We start from the raw sequence: 24,895 nt of genomic DNA, 5'->3' as shown, positions 1-24,895 counted from the left end.
CTTAGAAAATGACAATTGTCATACTTTTAGTTTTTCTTTTAATGACTAAAAAAGTGTGATTGAAAAGACGCTCTTCTTTTAGGTTTAGTATATTGATAATGTGGTGTCTATCTAAAAAAGAGTAAAGTATTTCTCCAAAAAATGAATGGGATAAAGGTGAAGGAAATACGAAAATTAACAGTTTAAGAAAATAGGTTCTCGTTTAGGTGGAAAAATGCACTGAACTCCTCTGATTGAACTTATGGGCTAAGAGAAATATTTAAATTTACAACCCATTGCGGATCAGTCGATTTTTCTACCGATATGATTGGTGGCGAGTGTTGTAAAGCTCACGATGCTTATAGAGCTTAGCGGCATTAAAATAGCTGCGATAACGGGCTCTAACTGTCCTGATATGGCGAAATATAGCCCCACGCAGTTGTATAGTAGCGATAGTAAAAAGCTCATTTTGATGATGCGCATGGCCTTTTTTGAAGCCAAAATATAACTATAAAGTTGTTGAAATTTAGAAGCATCTAAAATAGCATCGCAGGCAGGAGAGAACACATTAATGTTCTCAGATATGGCGATACCGACATCACTCTGGGCCAGGGCACCCGCATCGTTAAGTCCATCACCGACCATCAACACTTTTTTATGTTGCTGCTGCAATGATTTTATGAACTCTAATTTATGCTCTGGTCTTTGATTGAAATAAAGAGGCGTCATTTTGGGTAACAATGTTTCCAAACGTGCTTTTTCACCTTCATTGTCGCCAGATAAAATGGCCAAATTAAGGGTGGCGGACATATTTTGGAATACTTCCGCAAGTCCGTCCCTATATTCATTATGAAAAACATACCGGCCTTTATAGGCATCATTGGCGCTTATGTAGATAGAAGTTTCCAAGAGGTCCTGCGTTTTTTCTTTTCCCACAAAAGCGGCAGAACCAATTTTCATGTGTATTTCGTCTTTGCTGCTTTCCAGACCTTTACCAATATGTTCCTCATATTCGTCCAAGGTTATAATATCCTGCTCTTTTAATAATTCGTACAGCGTCCTGCTTAAGGGATGATTTGAGGCGCGTATGGTATTTTTAAGTAGTGATGCTTCTATGTCGGTCAACGGCATGCCCTCATAGAAAGCCGTACTTTTTTTAGAAGTGGTGATGGTGCCCGTCTTGTCGAAAATAGCGGTATCTACTTGTGCCAGTCGCTCAATGGTCTGTGTGTTCTTTATGTAGAATTTCTTCTTTCCAAAAATACGTAGCATATTCCCCAAGGTAAACGGGGCGGCCAAGGCTATGGCACAGGGGCAGGCGATTATTAAAATGGCGGTAAAGACGTTCAGGGCTTTTGAGGGATCGTAGAACAACCAAAAGGCAGTGGAGACAAAAGCAATGGACAGTACGCCGATGGTAAAACGTTTACCGATACTGTCCGTCAAATTTTGAAATGAAGTGGCTTTGTCCGTCGAAAATACGGCATTACCCCACAATTGGGTCAAGTAACTTTGAGAAACCGATTTTAGCGCTACCATTTCAATGACGCCTTGTAACTGTCTTCCGCCGGCAAAAAGAACATCACCAACTTGTTTTTTAACGGGCTCTGATTCACCGGAAACAAAACTGTAATCTATTCGGGCCTTGCCTTTAAGTAGGCTGCCGTCAACAGGGATCATTTCTTCGTTACGTATGAGTAGTTGATCCCCTTTTTTGATGTTCTGTACAGGAACTGTTTCTTCTTTTCCATCTGCCGTAAGACGTGTGATGGCAATAGGAAAGTAAGATTTATAATCACGTTCGAACGATAGGAAACTATAGGTCTTTTGTTGAAAAAATTTACCCAGTAACAAGAAAAATACCAGGCCGGTGAGCGAATCAAAAAAACCACTTCCCAATTGAAATAGTATTTCAAACGTACTTCTAAGGAATAACACCAAAATTCCCAAAGCGATGGGTACATCTATGTTCAGTAATTTTGAGCGAAGACCTTTGTAGGCAGATGTAAAATAGTCCCAACCCGCATAGAAAACCACGGGTAAGGAGAAGATGAACATCAACCAACGGAAGACGTGTTGATATTTGTTCAGCCAAAATTCACCTCCAGAGTCAGCGCTTGACTCCAGATCGAAATACTCGGGAAAAGAAAGGAACATGACGTTGCCAAAAGCAAATCCTGCGACCCCCAATTTGTAGATAAGACTTCGGTCGGCTCCCTTTTTTTTGTTTTCGAAATCATCTAAGGAAATATAAGGTTCATATCCTATTCGGGCAAGCAGTAGAACCAGTTCCTTTAAACAAAAGATATCGTGCGTGTAGGTGACCCGAATTGTTTTTTTTGGAAAATCGACTTGGGAATTGGTAATATGTCGATTCAATTTGTTCAGGTTTTCTAAGATCCAGATACACGAACTGCAATGGATGTTGGGAACATATAAATTGACCACCTGAATATTTCCATCGTTAAACTCGGTCAGTTTTTCAATAATATCAGGATTATCGAGAAAATCGTATTTTCCTTCAATTGTCTTTGGAGTGGTGCCAGCAGCAGATTGAAGGTCATAATAATAGGATAGATCATTACTCGAAAAAATATCATAAACAGTCTTGCAGCCATTACAACAGAAGTTTTTTTCATCATAAAGCAAAGCGGTGGTACCGCAAATATCGCCACAATGATAGCATTTAGTACCGCTCATAATCGTTCACTTTATACGTAAGGCAAAGTTGCGTACCCTAGACTTTTTAAAATATGACAATTGTCAGTTTTCGTTCATTGCCGGTTAAGTAAATTTGCCATGTCAGGTTTTAAGTGTAGAAAATGGAAAGTAGATGTGAAAATTGTATTATTCGACAGTACAACTCTTTGCGCGCTTTGAGCAAAGAGGAGTTAAAAAAAGTATCCGATGCCCGCATTTTAAAGAGAGTCAAAAAAGGTGAAGCCCTTTTTGAAGAAGGTCAGAAATTGGATGGTGTTTTCTGCGTACGGGCAGGGGTTTCCAAATTGTCAAAGTTGAGCACCAATGGAAAAGACCAGATTGTGAAATTGGCCAGTAAGGGCGAGGTCATGGGACAAAGATCTGTCATTGCAGAGGAGATTACCAATTTAAGTGCTACGGCGGTAAGTGATATGGAAGTCTGCTTTATTCCAAAAGAAATCATCTCGAACACCCTTAATACGAACCCTTATTTTTCATTGGAAGTATTGCGGCATATGGCCCACGATCTTAAAGAGGCCGATGATGTTATTGTAAATATGTCTCAAAAAACGGTGAAGCAACGTTTGGCAGAGGCCTTCATTTATTTGAAAAATACCTATGGTGAAGATAAAAACGGATTCTTGGTGCTGACCTTGAGTAGGGAAGATTATGCGAATATTGTCGGTACGGCTACAGAATCACTGATCCGTATGATTTCGGAGTTTAAGAAAAAAGGACTTCTTAAAACATCGGGTAAGAAAATAGGAATCATTGAAGAGCGAAAACTAAAAGATTTGGTAGAAGGCTTTTGACTATAACGTATGAGATTTACTGATAAATGTCATAGTTTACACACAGACCTGATTTTACTTTTATCCAGTACTTATCCAAACCCTTTATATGAAAAATATACTGGTACTTACTGATTTTTCTACAACCGCTTGGAACACCACAAACTATGCCCTACATCTTTTTAATGAAGTGCGTTGCACTTTTTATTTTTTGAATACATACACGCCAGAAATTTGCAGTAGTAGGTTTATGGCCGACACCGTTCAAAAGTTAATGGCTGAAAAAAACCCGGCAGTTTCTTCAAAAAAAGGCTTGGCGGCTACCCTTAGAAAAATCAAAATAAATTCAAAAAATCCACTTCATACTTATAAAACCATATCGTCTTTTTCTTTGCTGGTAGATGAGGTGAAAGAGACCGTGGCCGATTTTGACATAGACTTTATTTTCATGGGAACCCATGGCTGCTCGGCAAATGAGGACTTGTATTTGGGAAGAAATACAATCAGGATTCTAAAGGCGATTAAGAATTGTCCGGTTTTCGTGATACCAAAACAGGCTGAATTTAAAGCACCAAAGAACATAGCTTTTCTTACAGATTTCACGCACTCGTATGAAACCTCAGAACTAAGTACAATGGTGCAACTGACTAAACTTTTGCGAACAAACCTTCGGGTAATAGGAGTGCGAAGTCAAGCACAGAAAATGACCGAAGTACAGCATTTTAATCGCACCATGTTAGAGAAAAAGTTGGAAGGTATTGCTCATTCGTTCCATAATTTAATGTCCACCGAATCATTAAATTATTCCATACAGTCTTTAGGGCATGAAAATAGACTAGATATATTAATGATGTCGAATGGAAACCATGGTTTTATGGACGTTTTTTGTTGGGAATTCGGTTCGAAGAGAAGTTCATTCTACTCTAGAATCCCTGTCTTGATACTTCCGGAAGTGGGTGATCGATCCTATTCCGTACAAAAATTGAATACGCTCTCTACGGCACTGAACAAATAGTTCAAATTATAGATTGCTTTTTCGGGTAGGTTTATCATTTACTTTTAAAATCGAGTGTCGGCATCGGTTATTTATAAATATCTTTAAGGCCTTAAAGAAAACAGTTTAATTAGAGTTAACAACAATTACGTGAGCGCGGTAGAAGAGAAAAAAATAGCGGCATTAGAAGCTGTAACATATGTTAAGAATGGTATGAATGTAGGGTTGGGTACGGGATCTACCGCCTATTTCATGATCGAAGCCATAGGTGAAAAAGTTAAACAAGGATTAACGATAAAGGCAGTGGCCACATCTTTGGAAACCGAAAAGCATGCTAAACAACTAGGGATTCCCATTGTAACCTTGGCAGAAGCCCAACGCTTGGATGTGACCATTGACGGTGCCGATGAGGTGGATGACCAACTGCAATTGATAAAAGGAGGGGGTGGGGCCTTACTTAGGGAGAAAATAGTAGCCTACAATACAGATTTCAATATTATCATTGCAGATGCTTCCAAACGGGTTTCCAAATTGGGGAAATTTAAACTTCCGTTAGAAACAATTCCTTTTGCGACACAGTTGATCATAAAAGAATTGGAAAGCATGGGCCTAAGCCCCAAGCAACGTAAAAATGGGAGCGATAATTATAAAACCGATGAGAGCAATGATATTGTGGATGTTGATATTTGGAATGCTGATATGAACCCTTCTGATTTGGAGCAAACGTTGAAGCAAATACCAGGAATCGTGGAAACCGGTCTCTTTTTACATTCTACCGATTTAGTGATTATCGGAGAAGGAGAATCAACCATCGTTTTTGAGAAATAAGAAGGTAGTTGTCATTCAGCCATAGAATCATTCATGTTTTTTTGAAGTACGAATTTAGGTTTCCCATTAGTTTTCAATGATTTACATAGCTGTAGGGTGAATGTACTTTTTTTGTAATAAAGTCTAAAAAGTAACGTATGACCGTTTTTGAATTTTCCCTACGTTTGGGAACGGCCCTTTTGGCAGGATTGGCCATTGGTTTTGAACGGCAATGGCACCATAAGACCGCAGGTTTGCGAACGAATATGTTGGTCGCCATGGGTGCCGCAGTATTTGTATTATTATCAATCTCAATAGCCGATGTAGCTAGTGGGGTCGATGTGAGCCGTATTACCGCCCAAGTCGTCACTGGGGTTGGATTTTTAGGAGCAGGTATCATTTTTAGGGAAGGTAGCAATGTGCATGGGCTTACCTCTGCCGCAACGGTTTGGTGCAGTGCTGCAATAGGATGCTTGGCCGCAACAGGCATGTACATGGAAACCTTAGTGGCAAGTGTATTCGTCATCTTTATAAATTCTCTATTAATGCCACTTGATAAATGGCTTAATAACAGGAAATAATCGAACCGACAGTAACATTGTAAGAAATATTTATAGTATTTAGTTATAAAAGATAAGAACGGTATGTCATTAAGTTCAAATGAATATCGTAAAATGAGGATTCAAAAAAACCGATAATTGGAATTTATGCAAGATGAAAAACATTATGGTACACGAAGTGGCTGGTTAAGGGCCGCCGTTCTCGGGGCCAATGACGGTATTTTATCAACAGCTAGTTTGGTTATTGGCGTTGCGGCCGCAAGTACGACGAGGGAGCCTATTATTTTGGCAGGCGTGGCCGGTCTGGTTGCAGGGGCACTCTCGATGGCTGCGGGAGAATATGTGTCGGTGAGCTCACAGGCGGATCTGGAAATGGCCGATCTTGACCGGGAGCGTATGGAGTTGGAAGAAATGCCGGAACAGGAATTGTTGGAATTGGCCAAAATTTATGAGGAACGGGGATTGGACGAACAATTGGCACTTCAGGTGGCAGAACAATTGACCGCCCATGACGCCTTAGAGGCTCACGCAAGAGATGAATTGGGGATTAACGAAATTACACAGGCGCAACCTTTGTTAGCGGCTTTGTCTTCTGGAGCTTCCTTTATTTTTGGCGGTATGTTGCCAGTTCTGGTAGCTTATTTTGGGCCACTTGAATATATGGAATATGTCCAATACCTTTTGGCCGTAGTTTTTCTGGCTGTATTGGGGGCGATTGCTGCTAGAGCTGGTGGGGCCAATATATGGAAAGCTATTTTAAGGGTAAGCTTTTGGGGAACCGTTGCTATGGCAATAACCGCATTGATCGGGCATTTATTTGGGGTAAATGTAGCCTAATGAGAAACACTCAATCTTCTCGTTCTTGATTATTTATTTTTAACAGGGATTTCGATTTTTTCGAAATCCCTCATATTCGTGTTACCTTTTAAGGCATCCTCTAAGAATTGGGCTATACGTTCTGGGTATTCATACCCGTAGGACGACCATTCGTGACCGCCATTTTCATTATAATATACTTTGAAACTTCCACCCAAAATGGATAACCGATCCGCAATCGCTCTAGGCCCATCTAAAATTAGAAAACCATCAGCTGTAATGGCACAAGAATGATGTGGACCGGTGCCATAGGGGACATAAATATCATTAACCCCATGAAAAAAGAGTAACGGAGTTTTATTTGCTTTGGAAATATAACCTGCATCAACAACGGCACCTGATAAACTTACCGCACCAATTACAGAAGCGTCCGGGTATGGAATGTGCTTGAAGCGGTAATCATACCGCATAAATAGATAATTTAAAACAGTTTCTGCGCCTGCGCTGCTACCCATCAATAATATTTTACTAGCATCTACATGAAATGATTTTGCATTTACCGTCAAATGGTTAATAGCCTTCGAAAGGTCTGCGACCGCTTCTATATAGGTGTCAAGTTTAATTTCGGTCACGCAATTACATCCAAATGATTTTCCTTTTCGAGACAATCGATAATCTATCGAAGCCACATTGAAACCTCTTTTTGCCAAGTAGGTACTTAGCCTACGTTCATCCCCACCATTGCGTTGACCGGTGGTGAATCCGCCCCCATGCACTAATATTACGGTAGGTTTGTACGACGTAGTATCCGCTAGGATATCGTACAGATCCATTTGCAGGGTATCTGCGTAAATAAAAGTCCGTATACGGATCGAATCAGCAGTTTTTTCTTTGTAATCCTCTTGCCCGTTGACAAGAAAAGACATCAAAATAAAACTGAATAAAAAGAAATACTTCATTAAAAGAGGATGGGCATATGAAAGTCGTCCTCTCATATAATTAATCGAACTTCACCTAATTCTTCTAGGCGATAAGGGAATTTATCGCCAGGGGAAGCGATGAACATAAAGTTGGTCGGAATCTTCCACTTTTTGGATAGCGCCATGATGGTCTCTGGAGAAAATTCTCCGAATTCCTGAATAAATTCAAAATGTATGTTGGGGTAGGCCCTGTCCAAAACATCGATATCATCAATGAATTTTTGGGGTATGGTTGCATCCTTGTCGGTTATCGTTACGATTTTCACCCGTTTGGTAGCTTCATTATTGGTGATGTAGAGCATCACTTTATTAATCGTGGCAATATCATCTCTCTTCGTGAAATAAACGAATTGTTGAGAATTGACGTGTTGCAACAAGCTTTTTAATTCTCTATTAATGCGCTGAAACCATTTTCCTTTATCGGGAAAAACATATTCTAAAAGTCGTAAGAACGCCTTATAAATATATGTTCTGTAGAGCATGAAATAAACGACCAATAAAGTAGGGGTTAAATATTCGATGAAAATGGTAAGGTATTGTGGATTCAATTTAATATTACCGATCAGGGCCGTTATAATGGCTATGATTGCAATGAGCAAACCTACCCATGTAGAACGTTCGGGTCGTGGTAATTTCGACCGGTTTATTTTTAAAAGCAGGTTTCCTATGCCGAATAGCACCATGACCGATAAAAAGGCAATGGTGTATACACCGGCCAATTTTGCCAAATCGCCCATCGTTACCAAAAGCACCGAGGTACATAATAAAAAGAAGAGGATAAAAATCAGATATGGACTTCCCTTTTTATTCTTTTTCAAAAGTATTTCGGGTAAGATACGATCCAAAGCCATGCGCTGCATTAATCCGCCCACCCCAACGAAAGAAGTAAGTACGGCACCGCTCAGTACCAAGGCCGCATCGATACCAATAAGAATGGCAAGCCAATGTCCTCCAGCGGTATCGCCCATAAAACTGAGCAACGATTCTTGATTTCCGAGTACTTGGTTCATAGGTATAATGGCCAACGCTAAAAAAGCGATCAGCGGATTGAAAATGGTGACGACGATCCACATATTGCGCAAGGTTTTAGGGAATACCCCTTTTTTCTGTTCCTCAACATAATTGGCAGAACTTTCAAAACCACTGATGCCTAGCATGGCCGCTGAAAATCCTAGAAATAAAGCGGTTACGATCCCGCTTTTAACGGGCTGGTGAAAGTTGGCCATTAAAATATCCACTCCGTTTTCAGCAAAAAAGATAAAACAAAATACGGCCAACAGTGTTAGTGATGCCAAATGAAATAAAAATATAAAGATGGCCACTTTAGAAGATTCCCCAATGCCAAGAATGACCAAGCCCATGAACAACACTAATAGAAAAATGGTGGTCGGTATCACCGGAATGATCTCTAGAATGCTATGCGCATATTTTACCGCTTCCGAAGAAGAAATAACAGCCGTGGCCATATAGGAGAGAACGGTCAAAGCTGCTGCCAAAGAAGCGGTGGATTTTTTAGTAGTGTTTAAAAGGGCATTATAAGCACCGCCGTTCAAGGGTAGTGCCCCTACGACTTCGCCATAGATTTTACGGAATAGAAAAAGTACGGCAGCAACCATTAAAAGCGAAATCCAAGCGTACTGACCGGCATATACAATGGCCAATGCAGAGACATACAAACACGAAGAACTAATATCGTTACCACAGATGGCAGTGGCTTCCAATTGATTTAGTTTTTTGCTCATTTTCAATATGAATTATAGCATAAAGATAAAGAATAAGTTGGCGTACTTGCGCGTTTGATTTGTTTAGAAAAGGTTTAATTAATAGTTGCTCATTAATTTTCATGAATGAAGAGGTAATTACAAATCACTTGAATAATTTTCTGTTTTTTTAATCCTTGTAAACTTGTAATTTATAAAAGGTTGTATAGTGGTCTACTTCTTCGAAAACCCTTTCGGTAGGCTTACTTTTCGGAAGTAACTGTAAAATAACGGTTAAGACTTTAAATGTATTGAATTATGTTGTGCCAATTATTTTAATTAGCGCTCTAGATAAGGTATCTTTGAGTAGATTTTAGTAGATTTAAAGCAAACACGAACCTTAAAAACAATCAGATAATACATGAATAAGGAAATAGATCAATTAGCAGCTGATAATATTAGGGCATTAGCTGTAGCAATGGTAGAGAAGGCGAATTCTGGACATCCAGGAGGACCTATGGGCGGAGCCGATTATATGCACATCCTATACTCTGAATTTTTTAATTATGACCCTTCAGATATGCATTGGCCTTTCCGTGACCGTTTTTTCATGGATGCAGGTCACCTATCAACATTAATGTACGCCCAATATTACTTATTGGGTAATTTTGAAAAGAATGATATTGCGAACTTCAGACAATGGAATTCCGTTACTCCGGGTCACCCAGAAGTCGACGTTTCAAGAGGAATCGAAAATACATCAGGACCATTAGGTCAAGGACATACGATGGGAGTAGGGGCGGCCATTGCGGCAAACTTTCTAAAGGCCCGTTTTGGAGATTGGATGAACCACAAGATTTACGGATTTATATCCGATGGTGGTGTTCAAGAAGAGATATCTCAAGGAGCAGGACGAATTGCCGGCCATTTAGGATTGAGCAATTTTATCATGTTCTACGATTCTAACGATGTGCAACTTTCCTCTAAAACCGATGAGGTAACCTCTGAGGATACGGCCAAAAAATATGAAGCGTGGGGATGGAATGTCGTTACGATTGATGGCCATGACCATGATCAGATTAGACAAGCGCTAAAAGATGCCAATGCTGAAACCGAAAAACCTACCTTGATTATCGGTCATACGATTATGGGGAAAGGTTGTGTGACGGCAGATGGAACACCATATGAGGGGTATACCGAACTTCATGGTAAGCCTGTTGGCGATACCGGGGCCGATTATGCAAAGACGCTTGAACATTTAGGTGCCGACGTCGATAATCCTTTTGAGATTTTTAAAAAGGTGGCCGACTTTTACGAAGACGTCGTTAACCGTAAGAAAGAACAGGCTCACAATAAAAAGAAAGAGATCGATGCATGGCGTTCAGAAAATATGGAACTTTCCAATAAGTTAGATGGTTTCTTGGACGGTAAATTGCCCGACCTTGATTTTAGTTCGATAGCACAAAAAGATGCACAGGCTACTAGAGCGGCCTCCTCTAATGTTTTGGCCTATTTGGCACAGAACGTTGAAAATATGATCGTTTCTTCCGCAGATTTGTCCAACAGTGATAAAACGGACGGGTTCTTGAAAAAAACGCAGATTTTAAAGAAAGGTGATTTTTCGGGAGCGTTCTTACAAGCGGGCGTGGCCGAGTTGACCATGGCGACAATGGCTAACGGCATAGCACTTCATGGCGGAATTATTCCTGTTGTAGCGACATTCTTCGTATTCTCCGATTATATGAAACCGGCGATACGTTTAAGTTGTATACAAGAATTGCCGGTGAAGTTTGTTTGGACACATGATGCCTTTAGGGTAGGTGAGGACGGACCAACACACCAACCTATTGAACAAGAAGCACAGATCCGCTTGTTGGAGAAATTGAAGAACCATAGCCACGAACAAAGTTTTGTAGCCTTGCGCCCTGCAGATTCGCAAGAGACAAATGTGGCTTGGAAAATGGCAATGGAAAATACGAAAACCCCGACCGGACTTATTTTGTCCAGACAGGGAATCAAGGATGTTCCTGCGAAAAGCGGAAACCGTTATGAAGAGGCTTTGGGAGCAGAAAAAGGAGGCTATTTGGTACAAGAAGTTGCTGATCCCGATGTAATTTTAATCGCAAATGGTTCTGAAGTAGCGACTTTGGTAGCAGCAACCAAATTGTTAGAGGAGAAAGAAGGGTTAAAGGTTAATATTGCCTCTATTCCATCCGAAGGTATTTTCAGACAGCAATCAGAAGCCTATCAAGAGAAAGTGATTCCACCGAACAAACCAGTTTTCGGACTTACGGCAGGCTTACCCGTAAACCTCGAAGGTTTGGCAGGAGCCAATGGAAAAGTATTTGGCTTGGAGCATTTTGGTTACTCGGCCCCTGCAGAAGTGTTGGATGAGAAATTCGGGTTCACCGGAAATCAAGTGTACAAAGAAGTGATGAATTTTTTAAACTAAGGAAATAAATTAAAAATAAGATAACAGATGAAATTTTTTATAGATACAGCAAATTTAGATGAGATCAAGGAAGCTCAGGACATGGGTATTTTGGATGGTGTAACTACCAATCCATCCTTGATGGCGAAAGAAGGCATTACCGGCAAAGAAAACATCATGGAGCATTACAAGAAAATATGCGATCTTGTGGATGGTGACGTAAGTGCCGAGGTAATTTCTACCGATTTTGATGGAATAATTGCAGAAGGTGAAAAATTGGTAAAGATTAGTCCGCAGATTGTTATTAAAGTGCCGATGATTAAAGAAGGCGTAAAGGCGATCAAGTACTTTACAGATAAAGGATATCGTACCAACTGTACCTTGGTATTCTCTGTAGGGCAGGCATTATTGGCCGCTAAAGCGGGTGCGACCTATGTATCTCCGTTCATTGGGCGCTTAGATGATATCTCGACAGACGGTCTAGGCTTGATCGCCGATATTCGTTTAATCTACGATAATTACGGGTATGAAACCCAAATTTTAGCCGCCTCTGTACGCCACGTAATGCATATTATCGATTGCGCCAAAATTGGTGCCGATGTCATGACAGGAGGCTTAAGTTCAATTACCGGACTTTTAAAGCACCCGTTAACCGATAGTGGACTAGAGAAATTCTTGGCTGATTATAATAAAGGAAACTAGTCCATTTTAAATAACTGGAGTTAGAAAAACCTTCACTGAAAAGTGATGGTTTTTTGTTTTAATTTAGATTTAATATATCGGCTGTAAACAATGATGGTTATCATAGTGGGCAATAATTTGTGTTACAATGAAGAAGAAACTGCATTTGTTTGCTTTGTTAATGATTCTAGGTATTTTTAGTTGTGCGAAAAAAGAAGATGATTTAGTTTCTAGTGAAGATTGTCAAATCGATTGTATAGAAATTGTTGGCAAAATAATGACCGACAATGGAACAGTTCCTATCTCTGATCTAGACCTTACGTTGCAATGGGATAATTCTTATTTTGGCTCTGGTATAATAAGAACTAAGGCAAAAACACGCACGAATTCTGACGGGAGGTTTTATTTTAATTTTAAAATTAGGAATGATGAATTACTTGATGGACGTTTTTATATAGTGTTTAAGCTAGCAGAAGAGGTTTACTTAGAAGCTAATTTGAGTGGGATTGATTTAGACCAAATAGCAAGAGATACAACATTAATAATTAATCATAATATTCCAAGAATTGCATATTTAAACCTAACCGCACTAAATCTTAATGAGATTAAGCAATTGGATTATTTTTCCGCACAGTTCGACTACCAAGTTCCGAATGGATATAGTCAGAATATTAACGGACAAATCAGGTCTTGGAATTATGAGTCAAACAATAATAATAATTTAATCCAAGTTTCAGGAAATCAACCTATAATTGTTTCTATATATCGAAGAAAGAACGATGTTCTGACTGTAGAATATGACACTTTATTAATCGATGTGGGAAAAACGGTCAATTATACGATAGATTTTAGTCATTAATAATAATAAGGATTAACGTGTAAATTGGAGGACTTTTGTGACTTTGTAGTCAATATTGCATGAAAAAAATCTTGTCTGATTACAATAAGGGTAATTAGTATTAGAAAATAGAATATGAAGTAAAAAGCATCACTTTTAGGGGAAGCTTACAATGGCGGAAATGAAACATCATCTCGCTTCCGTACAGTTCATAACCACATCATTGGAAAATATTTAAAAAAAAGATTTTAGCCTAGATGAAAAATAAAAAAGCCTTATTGATAATCGATATGCAAAAAGGCTCTTTCACCTCGAAAACACCTCGATTTGATACAAGTGGCGTGGTAAAGCGTATAAATGGACTTGCCCAATTATTTCGTCAATTGGATTTTCCGGTTATTTATATTCAGCATGATGGAACCGGCACTGGAGAATTTGAAAAGAATACCAAAGAATGGGAATTATTGGACGATTTAAAAGTGGAAGAAACCGACCTTGTAATTGACAAATATGCGAATGATGTCTTTTATAACTCGAAACTACAACCTATACTTACAGAACTAAACGTGACTGAATTACTGATTACGGGATGCGCAACTGATTTCTGTGTGGAATCTACGGTTCAATCAGCTTTGACAAAAGATTATATTATAAAGGTGGTTGAAGATGGCCATACTACAGGTGAAAGACCACATTTAACTGCGGAAAAAATAATCGAACACTACAACTGGGTTTGGCGGAATATGATACCGACAAAAGGTCGAATCATAGTAGAGAACTATGAGCAAATTAAAAATAGCTGTGAACAGCAGCTATAATTAATTGTGGGACGATTTTACCTACTTACATGGCATTCAATCTTACAATCTTTCGATTAAGGCTTCAGAGCAATCTCCTTTAATTCCACAACACTTTATGCGCAGATAAATTAGCGCCAATTGAAAAAAATACTGAATGAAAGTTGCGAAAGAATAAAATGGATCTGAGGGCACTGTTATTGCTGAAAAAGTACATTCGTCAAGGTTTGAGTATTTAAAAAAACTAAACCGTTACGGTTTGGAGAAGATTTTTGTCGGTTTTCACAAAAATATAAAAGTGCTTTTTTTGGATTGGGTTCAGGGGAAGAACATGCAGCCCTTCATCATTCCGATTATGATTTTCCAGATGAATTGATCGGTACTAGTTTAAAAATGTTTAAGGGCATCCTTACAGAAATTTTACATGCCTAGGTGAGCACTTAAAAAAGGAACGTTATCCCTCGAATAACCTTGCATCAACACACTTCTACAGGCCAAACCTACAAGGAAACTAAAATACAATCCTGCTTAAGAACCTTTGCATGCTTGTTTCAATAACTACCAACTAATCAGAATGTTGTAGTACATCGAATAGTTTTAAATTACATACGAAATAATTTTTGTAATCGTTTTCTTACTAATTTGATGTTTTTCATCGATCGGGTTTTTGTAAAAGAGAACTTTTTTATGGTTAATCCGTAGTTATAGCAAATAGAAGTATTTGTTCCCCAAAAAAAAATCAATGACCTACATGCTGCGTTTTTTATTGTTCCTAAGTTTTATCTCACCTATTTATCTATCAGGTCAATGTATGACCGTAGAAAAACCGTTACAGGATTTATTGGACCAAGCTGCATTGGTGGTAGAAGGGAAGGTAATTTCACAACAAGGGTATAGAGATGTAGCTGGCAAAAATATCTACACCGTAAATAAGGTACAGGTCTTCAATAAATTTAAAGGAATTCTACTCACACAAACCATCAACGTTGTAACACAAGGGGGTGTCGTTGGGTTGGAGATGGAAAAGGTTAGCCATGCTCTTGAATTGGAAGTGGGTGAGATGGGGCTGTTCGTTTTGGAAGCGCTCCCCGTCACAATAGCCGTACCCGGTAATCTTTACCGTCCTGTTGAAACGGTATTAGGGTTTTTAAGGTATGATTTATTGACGGATACGGCAACAGGGGTTTTCAATACATATGAAGATATACAAGGACAATTGTATACCACGATTACTGATTTAGTGCAACTTCCCATCGTACCCATTCTCTTATGGGATGAAGAGGATAGTGCTATTGTATCAAGTTCTTCTGTTGAGTCGGCCCTTGTTTCAGAAGGCGAAAGTAGTAGCAATACCACTTTTGAGTTTCATGCAGGGATTGGTGATGTAATGACCATATCTGGAGGTGAATTTGGGGTTGAGCAAGGTGCTGTTCTCTTTGCGGATGCCAATAGTGGAGGTAATGGTTTTATAGCGGCATTGGACAATCAAATCTTAGAATGGACTCCTTCTAGGATTAAAGTTGAAATCCCCTACCGTGCTGGGACCGGAAGAATTAGGATCAATAAAGCCGATGGACAATCGGTAGTAAGTTCTGAGGATGTTCTTTTAGGGTACGACCATATCAATATAAAATACGTGGTAGATGAGGAGACATCCTCTTATGAAACACAACTTTTTGCAGATAATTCCATAGATGGTTACGATTTTCAGTTTTTTACCGATTTCGCAAATAATTCTGGAGCAGCACAAGGATTTGAGAACCTTATGGAAACTTGGGGTTGTACCACTGGGGTCAATTTCAAGAGAGGGGCAGATAGCACCATTGATGAAGATGCAAATGACGGTGTCAATATCGTACGATTCGATAATGGGGATGAATTGGGAGGCTCCACCTTGGCCTATGCGCGATCCAGATACTCAGGTTGTTATCAGGGTGATACCATTAAATGGTTTGTCTACGAAGTAGAGGTAGTTATGAACGATGATTATAATTGGTACTATGGCGATGGGTTACCTGCGAACAACGAGTTCGATTTTGAGACTGTCATGCTACATGAAATTGGTCATACTCAACAATTGGGTCACGTTATAAATAGTAATGAGGTCATGCATTTTTCCGTTGGTCCCGGGCAACAAAAACGGGAATTGAGTACTTTGGACAAAATAGGGGGACAATATGTAACCGACAAAAGTACCACAGAGCAAGTTTGTAACCTACCCTTGATGGAATATTACACGTCTTGTTGTGAAGCTCTGGAAATTGTGGCCCAACCTACCGATACATTTAGGTGTGAAGAAGACACCCGAACGCCCTTAAGGTTTTTAGTTGAAAATGCAGAAACTATACAATGGCAAAAGCTGGAGGCGAACACGTGGGTAAATGTAGTCGATGATGAAAATTATGAAGGGTCGACCACAGGTGAATTGATCGTTCTAAACAATTTCACCTCCCCGATTACCTATCGGGCAATGGCTTCAAATAGCTGTTCTCCATCCATCCTTTCTAATGAGGTCAGCGTAAAACCTGTTATCCTTGATTTTTTTGTGACGCTTAAAAACCCTACCTGTGAGACAATGGGTAGTATAGTGGTTGAAAGTTCTACGAATACCGATGACATAGCTATAAGTATAAATGGAGGGGTAACTTTCGTCGAAACAATGTCCTCAACTGAAACCGAGAAAGAGATATTGGTCTCAGATGGTACATATAACGTGGTCATCAAACATACGGCATCGGGATGTAGCATAGAATTGGGAATCGTTGAAATAATTGAAGAAACACCACTGGTACTTTCAGCAACTATTGAAAAATATCCAGATTGCAAAGGGGGCAAAGGTTCAATAACCGTAAGGTTTAATGACCATCCCTTTTTTGAAAATATTGCGTTGAGTTTAGATAATGGTGTAAATTTTACGAAATATGACGATGCACTGGGGTCCATTACTATTCCTGATTTGGAGGAAGATACCTATGAAATCATAGGGAGATGGGAAGATGCCAGTTGTAGTAAAAGCGTAATGGTAATATTGGAAACCGATTTCCCTGAAATCACTATTACTACACGTTCAGAGACCTGTGAAGGAGCCGGCTTGATAACTTTGCAACGAACAGATACCTCTACGCCGCTCGAGGTTTCCATGAACGGTGAGGTCTTGGCGAATAGTTGGAATAGTGGAGCACCTACTTTTACAATTGAGGCATTTGAAGGCACTTATCAAATTGGGATTATAAATACGGACACTACTTGTAAGATGGCCCTGCCATTGGTGAGTATCTCACCAGCAGTCCCCATTGTTTTATCAGCTTTGATTAAAGAGCAACCAGATTGTGATGAACCCACGGGAACGATTCGTGTAGATTTCAATGATCATCCTGACTACGAAAAGATTAGGTTGAGTTTGGACGGTGGTTTAACCTATCAAGAGATTAGCGATTCCCTTGGTTCTGTTGAAATCTCCAATTTAAGGGCAGATACCTATCAAATAATGGCACAATGGTCCGATGAGAGCTGTGCTACGGGCCTATTGACCGTAATTCTTGAATCAATGACATATACCGTTGGTAATTGCAGGTCCGTTGAATTGACCTTAGATCCGGACGGACAAGCTGTACTTACTCCAGAAGCACTCTACGATTTTAGTTCTGAGGTTGGATGCCCTGATGTCAAACTACAAGTAGATACCACAAATTTCAGCTGTAATGAATTAGGTGAGAACGAGGTGCAGTTGATGATCACCACCATTGATGGACAGACGACCTATTGTAATTCAATAGTGACCATAACCGACCCCAATAATTTTTGTGCCCTGATTGAAGATGGAGAAGCAGTTTCCCCAGAAGAAAGTGACGAAACTATGTTAAACAATAGCGCCCCTAAAGTGATTATATTCCCAAATCCGTCTTCCGATTTTGTTTATTTTGTTCTCGATGAACAGGCTTATGTATTTCTACAACTATTCGATACCTCTGGTGCTTTGGTGCTTGAAGAACAACTAGAGAAAGATTCGTCCGACCATTATTATCAGAATATTCAAAGACTACAATCCGGTATTTACACGGTAAAATTAAGTTTGCCATCGGGCAGTATTAAGAAATCATTGATTATCAACTAAGGAAATGATCAAGATCCTTGCTCGATTTTTTTAAATAATGGTTTTAATGGTATCTTGTAACGATGAAAATAGCCCCTATGCCTAGAAGTCTAAAGATGACGGTATTGCTCCTAAGCCTATGCTGTTGTACAAACTGTAAATTGAGGAATAAAGAAGACGTTCAAGTAGGATCGAATGCTGTAATTACTGAAATTTCTACCCCAAAAAAGATAGACCATGTGCTTCTTGTAAAAAAACCGGATACTGTTGCTATTCCTAAAGGAATGGTTTGGATTCCTGGTGCCTTATTTCAACAAGGAGCTGTAAAGACGGACAAAATGGCCATGGACCATGAAAAACCTCCCATTGAAGTAATGGTCGATGGGTTTTTTATGGATGCAACAGAGGTTACGAATAAAGAATTCAACGAATTTGTAAAAGCTACAGGCTACCTCACCATTGCCGAACGTGGAATTGAGTGGGAAGAGCTTAAAAAACAAGTCCCACCGGGCACTCCAAAACCACATGATTCTATTTTGCAACCGGGTTCGTTAACATTTAAGAAAGCAAAATCGCCGGTTGCCAATCTTTATGACTTTTCCCAATGGTGGGAATGGACCATAGGAGCTAATTGGCGTCATCCTAACGGTCCTAAAAGTAGTATCGATGGAAAGGACGATTACCCCGTGGTTCAAGTGGCCTATGAAGATGCGTTAGCCTATTGCGAATGGGCGGGAAGACGATTACCTACCGAGGCAGAATGGGAATTAGCTTCTAGGGCGGGGTCTTTCGGGACTATTTATAACTGGGGAGACAATGAAGCTGTCTTAAGTGAAAAAGCAAATACATGGGAAGGAAAATTCCCCATACAGAATACGAAAGCAGATGGGTTTGAGCTAAGGGCTCCCGTGAAATCATTTCCACCAAATGCATACGGACTTTATGATATGGCCGGAAATGTTTGGGAGTGGACAAGTGACTGGTACAATGCCAATTATTACAAGGAAATCAAGGGAAAGAATGCTACGCTGATAAACCCTACCGGCGCAACAAACCCATTTACACCCAATAACCCCTTGGCAAAGGAAAAGGTGATAAAGGGAGGCTCTTTTTTATGTAGTGCTTCCTATTGTGCGAGTTATCGGGTATCTGCCCGAATGGGTTCTAGCATGGATTCCGCTTTGGAACATACTGGTTTTCGAACCGTAGCCACTATTGCCATGCTGGCCAAAAAATAATGGACATAAAATTAATCCAAATAATTCAAGAGCTTGTCTAATTCTAGATTTTTAGTGCGGCTGATGGGTAATTTTTTATCGTGTATTTCAATATATTGATGATTATATCGCTCTACCATCTTTAGGTTTACGATATATGATTTATGGATTCTTAAGAAGTGTTGTTTACCAATTTTTTTCTGAAAGGCGCTCAAGGTAGATAGCACTACATAATTTCGTTGTCGAGTGATAACCTTTACATAATCTCCTAAAGCTTCTATCCATAGAATAGTATGAATATTGAGCTCCACCTGTTTTAAATTGTGTTTAACGATTATTTTATGTTCGGGGAGCTCTTGAATAGTGGTTTTTACTTTTTCTTTGGCCTTTTTAATGGCGATATCAAATCGGATTTTGGTAAACGGTTTCAGAAGATAATCTGTAACATTGAATTCATAAGCCTGTAATGCATATATAGGGTTTTGACTTGTAATGACTATTTGAGGATTTGATTGTAAACGTGATAAAAACTCAAAGCCGTTCATAAGGGGCATTTCAATATCTAAGAATAAAATATCAATAGTATTGAAGTTCAATATTTTAAGGGCATCAATGCCGTTATTAAAGGAATATTTCAGTTCTAATTGATTATTTTTTTCGATTGTTTTCTCCAATAGAATTCGATGTACATTTGAATCCTCTACTAGAGCACATGTCAATGTTCTCATCCAGATTTTCATTTAGGTTCTTATAAATACCTACGCATTTATTTTGATGAGGTTCATTCTCTATTAATTTTAAGACTACTTTAAAGTAATCAGGTTCGTTTTTTAGGTTGAATTCGGTATATTGATTTCCTATTGTTGAATTAAAACTTTTGATAACTTAATTGTAAATTTTTTGTTCAAAAACCTACATTTGTTATTTAGAAGAATAAATGAATTACTTGATATTATGTCTGACAAAATAGAACGTATTAAAACATTGATTATAGGATCTGGTCCGGCGGGCTACACTGCAGCTATTTATGCGGCGCGGGCTGACTTAAAACCTGTTATGTATACGGGAATGGAACCTGGAGGACAATTGACCACTACGACCGAAGTGGATAATTTCCCCGGTTATCCTGAAGGAATCGATGGACCTACGATGATGGTACAATTGCAACAGCAAGCAGAGCGTTTTGGTACCGAAGTGAGAATAGGGATGATAACGGCGGTTGAGCTGGCAACGGAAAAAGGAGGTATCCATAAGATTACCGCAGATGGAACGACACAAATAGAGGCCGAAACCGTAATTATATCAACGGGAGCATCTGCAAAATATTTAAATATTCCTAGTGAACAAAAGTTACGTGGAGGTGGGGTTTCTGCCTGTGCCGTTTGCGATGGTTTTTTCTATAAGGGCCAAGATGTCGCCATAGTTGGAGCTGGGGATACCGCTGCTGAAGAGGCATCCTATTTAGCCAATATTTGCAACAAGGTGACAATGTTGGTGCGTAAAGACCATATGCGGGCTTCAAAAGCAATGCAACATCGAGTGCATAGCCTTGAGAACATTGAAGTACGTTACAATACCGAAGTTGACGAAGTTTTAGGAGATCAGGTGGTCGAAGGTTTGCGAATGGTGAACAATGAAACCGGTGAAAAAGATGAAATCGCAATTACAGGTCTGTTTATTGCCATAGGGCATAAACCAAATACCGATATTTTTAAAGGTCAGTTGGAAATGGATGAAACAGGTTATTTGATGACCAAAGGTAAATCTACCAAGACGAATTTGCCAGGCGTATTTGCCTGTGGCGATGCTCAGGATAAAGAATATAGACAGGCCGTAACCGCAGCGGGTACGGGTTGCATGGCGGCATTAGATGCAGAACGCTACTTGGCCTCTATTGGTTCGGTAGAAGAAGCGGTAGCCGACCAGTACAATTTGTAGAGTAAACATATTTATAAAAAAAGCCGTTTCAATTGAAACGGCTTTTTTTTATTCTCGATGCTTTAATCGATTCGTTTATAATTTTCAGAAAAAGTTCTGTTACCCTCTTCATCCCAGCTTATTTGGCTGAACTTATCATCACCTAGTTGGAGTTCAAAAGTAAAAATACGCATCGTATCCATGGCTGCCATCATTTCATTATCACCATATTCTAAGGTTTCAATCAGTTGGTCATCTGTTATTCGGTATGATCCGTATCCAAATCTACCGATTTTGTCTTTAGGGACATATCTAGACCACATAATCTTACCATTATAATACATTTTAACCTGTCGATAACCATCGGTTGTGGGAACGGTATCAATGATTTCTTGCCCGTCATAATTATAAAAACTTACTAATTCCCAAGTACCTTGAATGGAATGCATGGGGTTCTTTTTTATGGTACTCAACGAGGCAGTGGAGACCAAGACGAGCATTAAGAGAACAAGACCTGCTATTTTTTTCATAATTGAAGCATTTTAGTTTGTAAATGAGTTGATTACATACTAAAAAGATACAAAAATATATTTATGATTTCTTGATAATCACATCAAATAATTATGAATTTTATAATAAATGATTGTGTGAATTGAAGATTTAAGAATTATATGAATTAATAATAGTGCAGAGCTTTTTGATATCATCGTTTGTATGTAAAGCACTTAATACAATACGGCTCATTAAGGGTGAAGTACTTGTGGGATACCTAAAGTTGGTAACTAAAATACGTTCTTGTTCCAATTTTTCGGAAAGCTTTTGATTTTGAAAACTAAAGGCCGGATGCCCTGAAGTGAATGAAAACAAAGCTAAATTCTGAACCTGTTCCAAAAAAAAACGGGTATTTTCTGAAAGTCGTTTACGCTTGGTAGGGTAGATGGAATCAGCATCTAATAAGGTTGCCATAGCAGCAGGTGTAGCGGGACTGGCACCACCGTAAAATTGCGTATTCCTGAGATTTTCGATGCATCGTAAACTACTGAAAATAGCTCCGGCCTGCAGTCCGAATCCCTTGCCTAACGAGCAAGAAACTACTAATTCTTTTGGATTCAACGATTCTAAATAACGGTAACTACCTCCTCCATAATCCCCTGTAATTCCTATACCATGGGAGTCATCTACAACTAAAATGATTTTCTCCAACGGTAGTGATTTAAGTGAATTAAAATCGGGGAAGTTTACACCTTCAAAATCCACACTATCCAAAAAAATGACCGGGGTTTTTTCATTCAGAAGATTAAGACTTTTAAGTAAATCATCCGTTAATGTAGACCAATCTTGATAGATAAATTGTCCGTTCCTGTACAGTGCAGAATGGGTATTGGGCGCGTAAAACAATTGGTACGCTGCTTGACTGAAATAATCGCAGACCAATTGCCCGGCTAAATACCCAGAGGATAAAGTGATACAAGCTTCGCTACCTACTATATTTGTCAAATAGGTTTCAGTTTTCTCAAAAACCGAAATTTGAACGTTCGATTTGCGCGATGCACCATATCCAGTCCCAAACTTTTTGACGTTCGCTATGAAGAACGACTGGAATTCAGGATCGGTTTGTAATCCTAAGTAAGCAGTGCCACCAAAATAGAGGAAATTTTTGCCCTGAACAGTGATTTCTCTACCTGGAAATTCATCAATTGTGAACATTAATCTAAAAGGCGTACGCCGCTTCCGGCTAGTTCGGGGAAAATCACTTTTCCGTCAGTTTCTATTTTAACTCCGCTGGCGATATCTTTTTTCAGAAGTAGCGCTCCGTCCATATCCACATAGTCTAATTGAGGTAAAAGTTGGGCGATGGCGGAAATACCAACAGTCGATTCGGTCATACAGCCCACCATAACTTTTATACCTAAATCTTTGGCCTTTCTAATCATGCGTAGGGCAGGGGTTAGTCCACCGCACTTCGTCAATTTTATATTGATACCGCTAAAATGGAGTGCACATTTTTCAACATCACTTTCTACAATGCAGCTTTCATCTGCAATTACAGGCAGCGAAGAATGGTGCATTACCTGTTCCATACCCTGCCAGTCATTGGCCTTCAACGGTTGTTCTAAGAATTCTACTCCGAGATCTCTTAAAAGTGGGGCATTATGTATGGTTTCCTTGGCGGTCCAAGCGCAATTGGCATCGATACGAAAAACTGCATCGGTATGTTTTCTGAGTTCCCTTACAATTGCAACATCGTCCTCCGTTCCTAATTTTATTTTATAGATAGGCCATGGCATTTCTTGCATCTTGGCCAACATCACATCAATGGGGGCGATACCGATAGTGTAATTGGTTATGGGATAATGCTCGGTACCTGTACACCAAATTTCGTATAAAGGTTTCCCCAATAATTTACCGTAGAGATCATGGGCAGCAAGATCTAAAGCACAGATAGCAAAGTTAGACAAGCCTTTGTTCACCAGAAAAGCATGGAAAATTTCAGGTTTAGTAAACTCAAAATTTTCAATTTCATCCTTAATCGCCATAATTTCTGTCATCATACTGTCCGTTGTAATCTTGTAATACGGATTTGATGTAGCCTCTCCAAAACCTGTTTTGCCTTCTAAGGATAGTGAGGCAATCATCGTATCTTGAAAATCATGTGATTCTCTAGAAATACTGAAGGTATGCTTTAGGGGCAGCGTGTATTTTCTTAGGTGTACTTGCATACCACTAATATACAGATAAGGATAAAACTAAAAAATGAAAACCCACTGATAATTCAGTGGGTTTTCAGGCTAGGCCGATTGCTAATTAAACTGCTGTCAACCGTTTTAGTATTTTGACACACTACCGGAAACGGATTTGTTCTTTTGAACAGAGGGGTCACCTTTATAGGAAATATTACCGCCACTACTGGCATCAGCGGTTAAATTACCGGAAACATTAATAGTAAGATTGGCACCACTACTGGCATCTGCCTTACAGCTTATAGTAGAAAGGTCGGTTGCTTTTATATAAGCACCACTGCTACCATCAACATAAACTTCTTTGGCAGTACCTGAAAGCGTTATATTAGCGCCACTACTGGCATCTATTTCCATGTCATTTACATTTACGCTTGCCTCTAGCAGAGCGCCACTGCTGGCATCGATTTCTAGTTTGCTGGAATTTATCTTGTTTTCGGCCGTTAAATGAGATCCGCTTGAAGCATAAAGTCCGGTTACGTTAGGCAGTGTAACATATACTTTTTTAGTAGCCCTACCGATATTCTCAATAGCATGGATCTTTAGTTTCCCGTTCCGAATATCTGTTCCTATCAAGTCCATGATATTTTCGTCGGCCTCAACAGAGATGTCAAAATCGTTACCTTGGGTGACATAGACCTCTATACCTTCGGAAGCTGAAACCATTGTAAATTCTTCTGTAACTTCACGTGTTTCTTCAACAACGATGCCATTACCTTTTTCGCCTGATCCAAAATCCCCGAAATTAAGGTCAAAGCCGCAAGAGGAAAGTAATAGGGCTAAGAGAAGTGCAATTGTAATTCTTACTAGTGTTGTCATGATTGATTGTTTTTAGATTGATGTAAAATTGGTTTTT

The 24,895-nt window shown here is 39.3% G+C and carries 20 protein-coding genes; 12 read left to right on the top strand and 8 right to left on the bottom strand.

The window, feature by feature from the left end:
* Positions 1 to 282: 282 nt before the first annotated feature.
* Entirely contained in the window at positions 283 to 2,679 is a 2,397-nt protein-coding gene (locus ACNR9Q_RS14590) for a heavy metal translocating P-type ATPase (protein ID WP_419211959.1), read from the bottom strand.
* A gap of 122 nt (positions 2,680 to 2,801) precedes the next feature.
* Here ACNR9Q_RS14590 and ACNR9Q_RS14585 point away from each other — a divergent pair, with 122 nt between their 5' ends.
* The 5 genes from ACNR9Q_RS14585 to ACNR9Q_RS14565 all read left to right on the top strand — a co-directional run bounded on the left by ACNR9Q_RS14585 (position 2,802) and on the right by ACNR9Q_RS14565 (position 6,668).
* Complete coding sequence (locus ACNR9Q_RS14585) at positions 2,802 to 3,491, top strand: Crp/Fnr family transcriptional regulator (protein WP_419211958.1); 690 nt, start codon at positions 2,802 to 2,804, stop codon at positions 3,489 to 3,491.
* Between the two features lie 88 nt (positions 3,492 to 3,579).
* Positions 3,580 to 4,485: a universal stress protein gene (locus ACNR9Q_RS14580; RefSeq protein ID WP_419211957.1), complete on the top strand. Its 906-nt coding sequence runs from the start codon at positions 3,580 to 3,582 to the stop codon at positions 4,483 to 4,485.
* Positions 4,486 to 4,614: 129 nt separating this feature from the next.
* Positions 4,615 to 5,292, top strand: coding sequence for a ribose-5-phosphate isomerase RpiA (rpiA, locus tag ACNR9Q_RS14575; protein ID WP_419211956.1), 678 nt, complete (start codon positions 4,615 to 4,617; stop codon positions 5,290 to 5,292).
* Between the two features lie 137 nt (positions 5,293 to 5,429).
* Positions 5,430 to 5,852, top strand: coding sequence for an MgtC/SapB family protein (locus ACNR9Q_RS14570; RefSeq protein WP_419211955.1), 423 nt, complete (start codon positions 5,430 to 5,432; stop codon positions 5,850 to 5,852).
* A gap of 126 nt (positions 5,853 to 5,978) precedes the next feature.
* Entirely contained in the window at positions 5,979 to 6,668 is a 690-nt protein-coding gene (locus ACNR9Q_RS14565) for a VIT1/CCC1 transporter family protein (protein WP_419211954.1), read from the top strand.
* Positions 6,669 to 6,697: 29 nt separating this feature from the next.
* Here ACNR9Q_RS14565 and ACNR9Q_RS14560 read toward each other — a convergent pair whose 3' ends face one another.
* Together ACNR9Q_RS14560 and ACNR9Q_RS14555 are read right to left on the bottom strand one after the other, a co-directional pair.
* Positions 6,698 to 7,642 (bottom strand): alpha/beta hydrolase, encoded by a 945-nt coding sequence (locus tag ACNR9Q_RS14560; protein ID WP_419211953.1) that lies wholly within the window; start codon positions 7,640 to 7,642, stop codon positions 6,698 to 6,700.
* On the bottom strand, positions 7,639 to 9,369 hold the full coding sequence (locus tag ACNR9Q_RS14555) for an APC family permease (protein ID WP_419211952.1): 1,731 nt from the start codon (positions 9,367 to 9,369) through the stop codon (positions 7,639 to 7,641). The genes ACNR9Q_RS14560 and ACNR9Q_RS14555 overlap by 4 nt, the downstream gene beginning before the upstream one ends.
* A 379-nt stretch (positions 9,370 to 9,748) precedes the next feature.
* Between ACNR9Q_RS14555 and ACNR9Q_RS14550 the strand changes: the two genes are divergently transcribed.
* The 6 genes from ACNR9Q_RS14550 (at position 9,749) to ACNR9Q_RS14525 (ending at position 19,405) form a co-directional block, all read left to right on the top strand.
* Positions 9,749 to 11,779, top strand: a complete 2,031-nt coding sequence (locus ACNR9Q_RS14550; RefSeq protein ID WP_419211951.1) for a transketolase family protein — start codon at positions 9,749 to 9,751, stop codon at positions 11,777 to 11,779.
* Between the two features lie 27 nt (positions 11,780 to 11,806).
* Positions 11,807 to 12,460, top strand: a complete 654-nt coding sequence (gene fsa / locus ACNR9Q_RS14545; protein ID WP_419211950.1) for a fructose-6-phosphate aldolase — start codon at positions 11,807 to 11,809, stop codon at positions 12,458 to 12,460.
* Positions 12,461 to 12,587: 127 nt separating this feature from the next.
* On the top strand, positions 12,588 to 13,298 hold the full coding sequence (locus ACNR9Q_RS14540) for a hypothetical protein (protein WP_419211949.1): 711 nt from the start codon (positions 12,588 to 12,590) through the stop codon (positions 13,296 to 13,298).
* Positions 13,299 to 13,534: 236 nt separating this feature from the next.
* Positions 13,535 to 14,095: an isochorismatase family protein gene (locus tag ACNR9Q_RS14535; RefSeq protein ID WP_419211948.1), complete on the top strand. Its 561-nt coding sequence runs from the start codon at positions 13,535 to 13,537 to the stop codon at positions 14,093 to 14,095.
* 721 nt (positions 14,096 to 14,816) lie between these two features.
* Complete coding sequence (locus tag ACNR9Q_RS14530) at positions 14,817 to 18,188, top strand: T9SS type A sorting domain-containing protein (protein ID WP_419211947.1); 3,372 nt, start codon at positions 14,817 to 14,819, stop codon at positions 18,186 to 18,188.
* A gap of 77 nt (positions 18,189 to 18,265) precedes the next feature.
* Positions 18,266 to 19,405, top strand: coding sequence for a formylglycine-generating enzyme family protein (locus ACNR9Q_RS14525; RefSeq protein ID WP_419211946.1), 1,140 nt, complete (start codon positions 18,266 to 18,268; stop codon positions 19,403 to 19,405).
* A gap of 11 nt (positions 19,406 to 19,416) precedes the next feature.
* Here ACNR9Q_RS14525 and ACNR9Q_RS14520 read toward each other — a convergent pair whose 3' ends face one another.
* On the bottom strand, positions 19,417 to 20,112 hold the full coding sequence (locus tag ACNR9Q_RS14520; protein WP_419211945.1) for a LytR/AlgR family response regulator transcription factor: 696 nt from the start codon (positions 20,110 to 20,112) through the stop codon (positions 19,417 to 19,419).
* Positions 20,113 to 20,338: 226 nt separating this feature from the next.
* Here ACNR9Q_RS14520 and trxB point away from each other — a divergent pair, with 226 nt between their 5' ends.
* The gene (gene trxB / locus ACNR9Q_RS14515; protein ID WP_419211944.1) at positions 20,339 to 21,322 is read left to right on the top strand and encodes a thioredoxin-disulfide reductase; all 984 of its coding nucleotides are present in this window, start codon (positions 20,339 to 20,341) and stop codon (positions 21,320 to 21,322) included.
* A 62-nt stretch (positions 21,323 to 21,384) separates the two neighbouring features.
* On the opposite strand, the gene ACNR9Q_RS14510 is transcribed toward trxB, so the two are convergent.
* The 4 genes from ACNR9Q_RS14510 to ACNR9Q_RS14495 form a co-directional block, all read right to left on the bottom strand.
* A complete protein-coding gene (locus tag ACNR9Q_RS14510) occupies positions 21,385 to 21,831 on the bottom strand; it encodes a hypothetical protein (protein ID WP_419211943.1) in 447 nt (148 codons plus the stop codon).
* A gap of 130 nt (positions 21,832 to 21,961) precedes the next feature.
* Entirely contained in the window at positions 21,962 to 23,008 is a 1,047-nt protein-coding gene (locus ACNR9Q_RS14505) for an aminotransferase class I/II-fold pyridoxal phosphate-dependent enzyme (RefSeq protein WP_419211942.1), read from the bottom strand.
* A complete protein-coding gene (locus tag ACNR9Q_RS14500) occupies positions 23,008 to 24,021 on the bottom strand; it encodes a dipeptide epimerase (RefSeq protein ID WP_419211941.1) in 1,014 nt (337 codons plus the stop codon). Before ACNR9Q_RS14500 ends, ACNR9Q_RS14505 begins: the two co-directional genes overlap by 1 nt.
* Before the next feature lie 105 nt (positions 24,022 to 24,126).
* Positions 24,127 to 24,858, bottom strand: coding sequence for a head GIN domain-containing protein (locus ACNR9Q_RS14495; protein ID WP_419211940.1), 732 nt, complete (start codon positions 24,856 to 24,858; stop codon positions 24,127 to 24,129).
* Between the last annotated feature and the right edge of the window lie 37 nt (positions 24,859 to 24,895).

Origin of the sequence: Maribacter sp. X9, from assembly GCF_048537565.1 — a bacterium.
Classification (GTDB): Bacteria; Bacteroidota; Bacteroidia; order Flavobacteriales; family Flavobacteriaceae; genus Maribacter.
The sequence above is the reverse complement of the archived record's forward strand: the minus strand, read 5'-3'. Positions and strand labels throughout refer to the sequence as shown.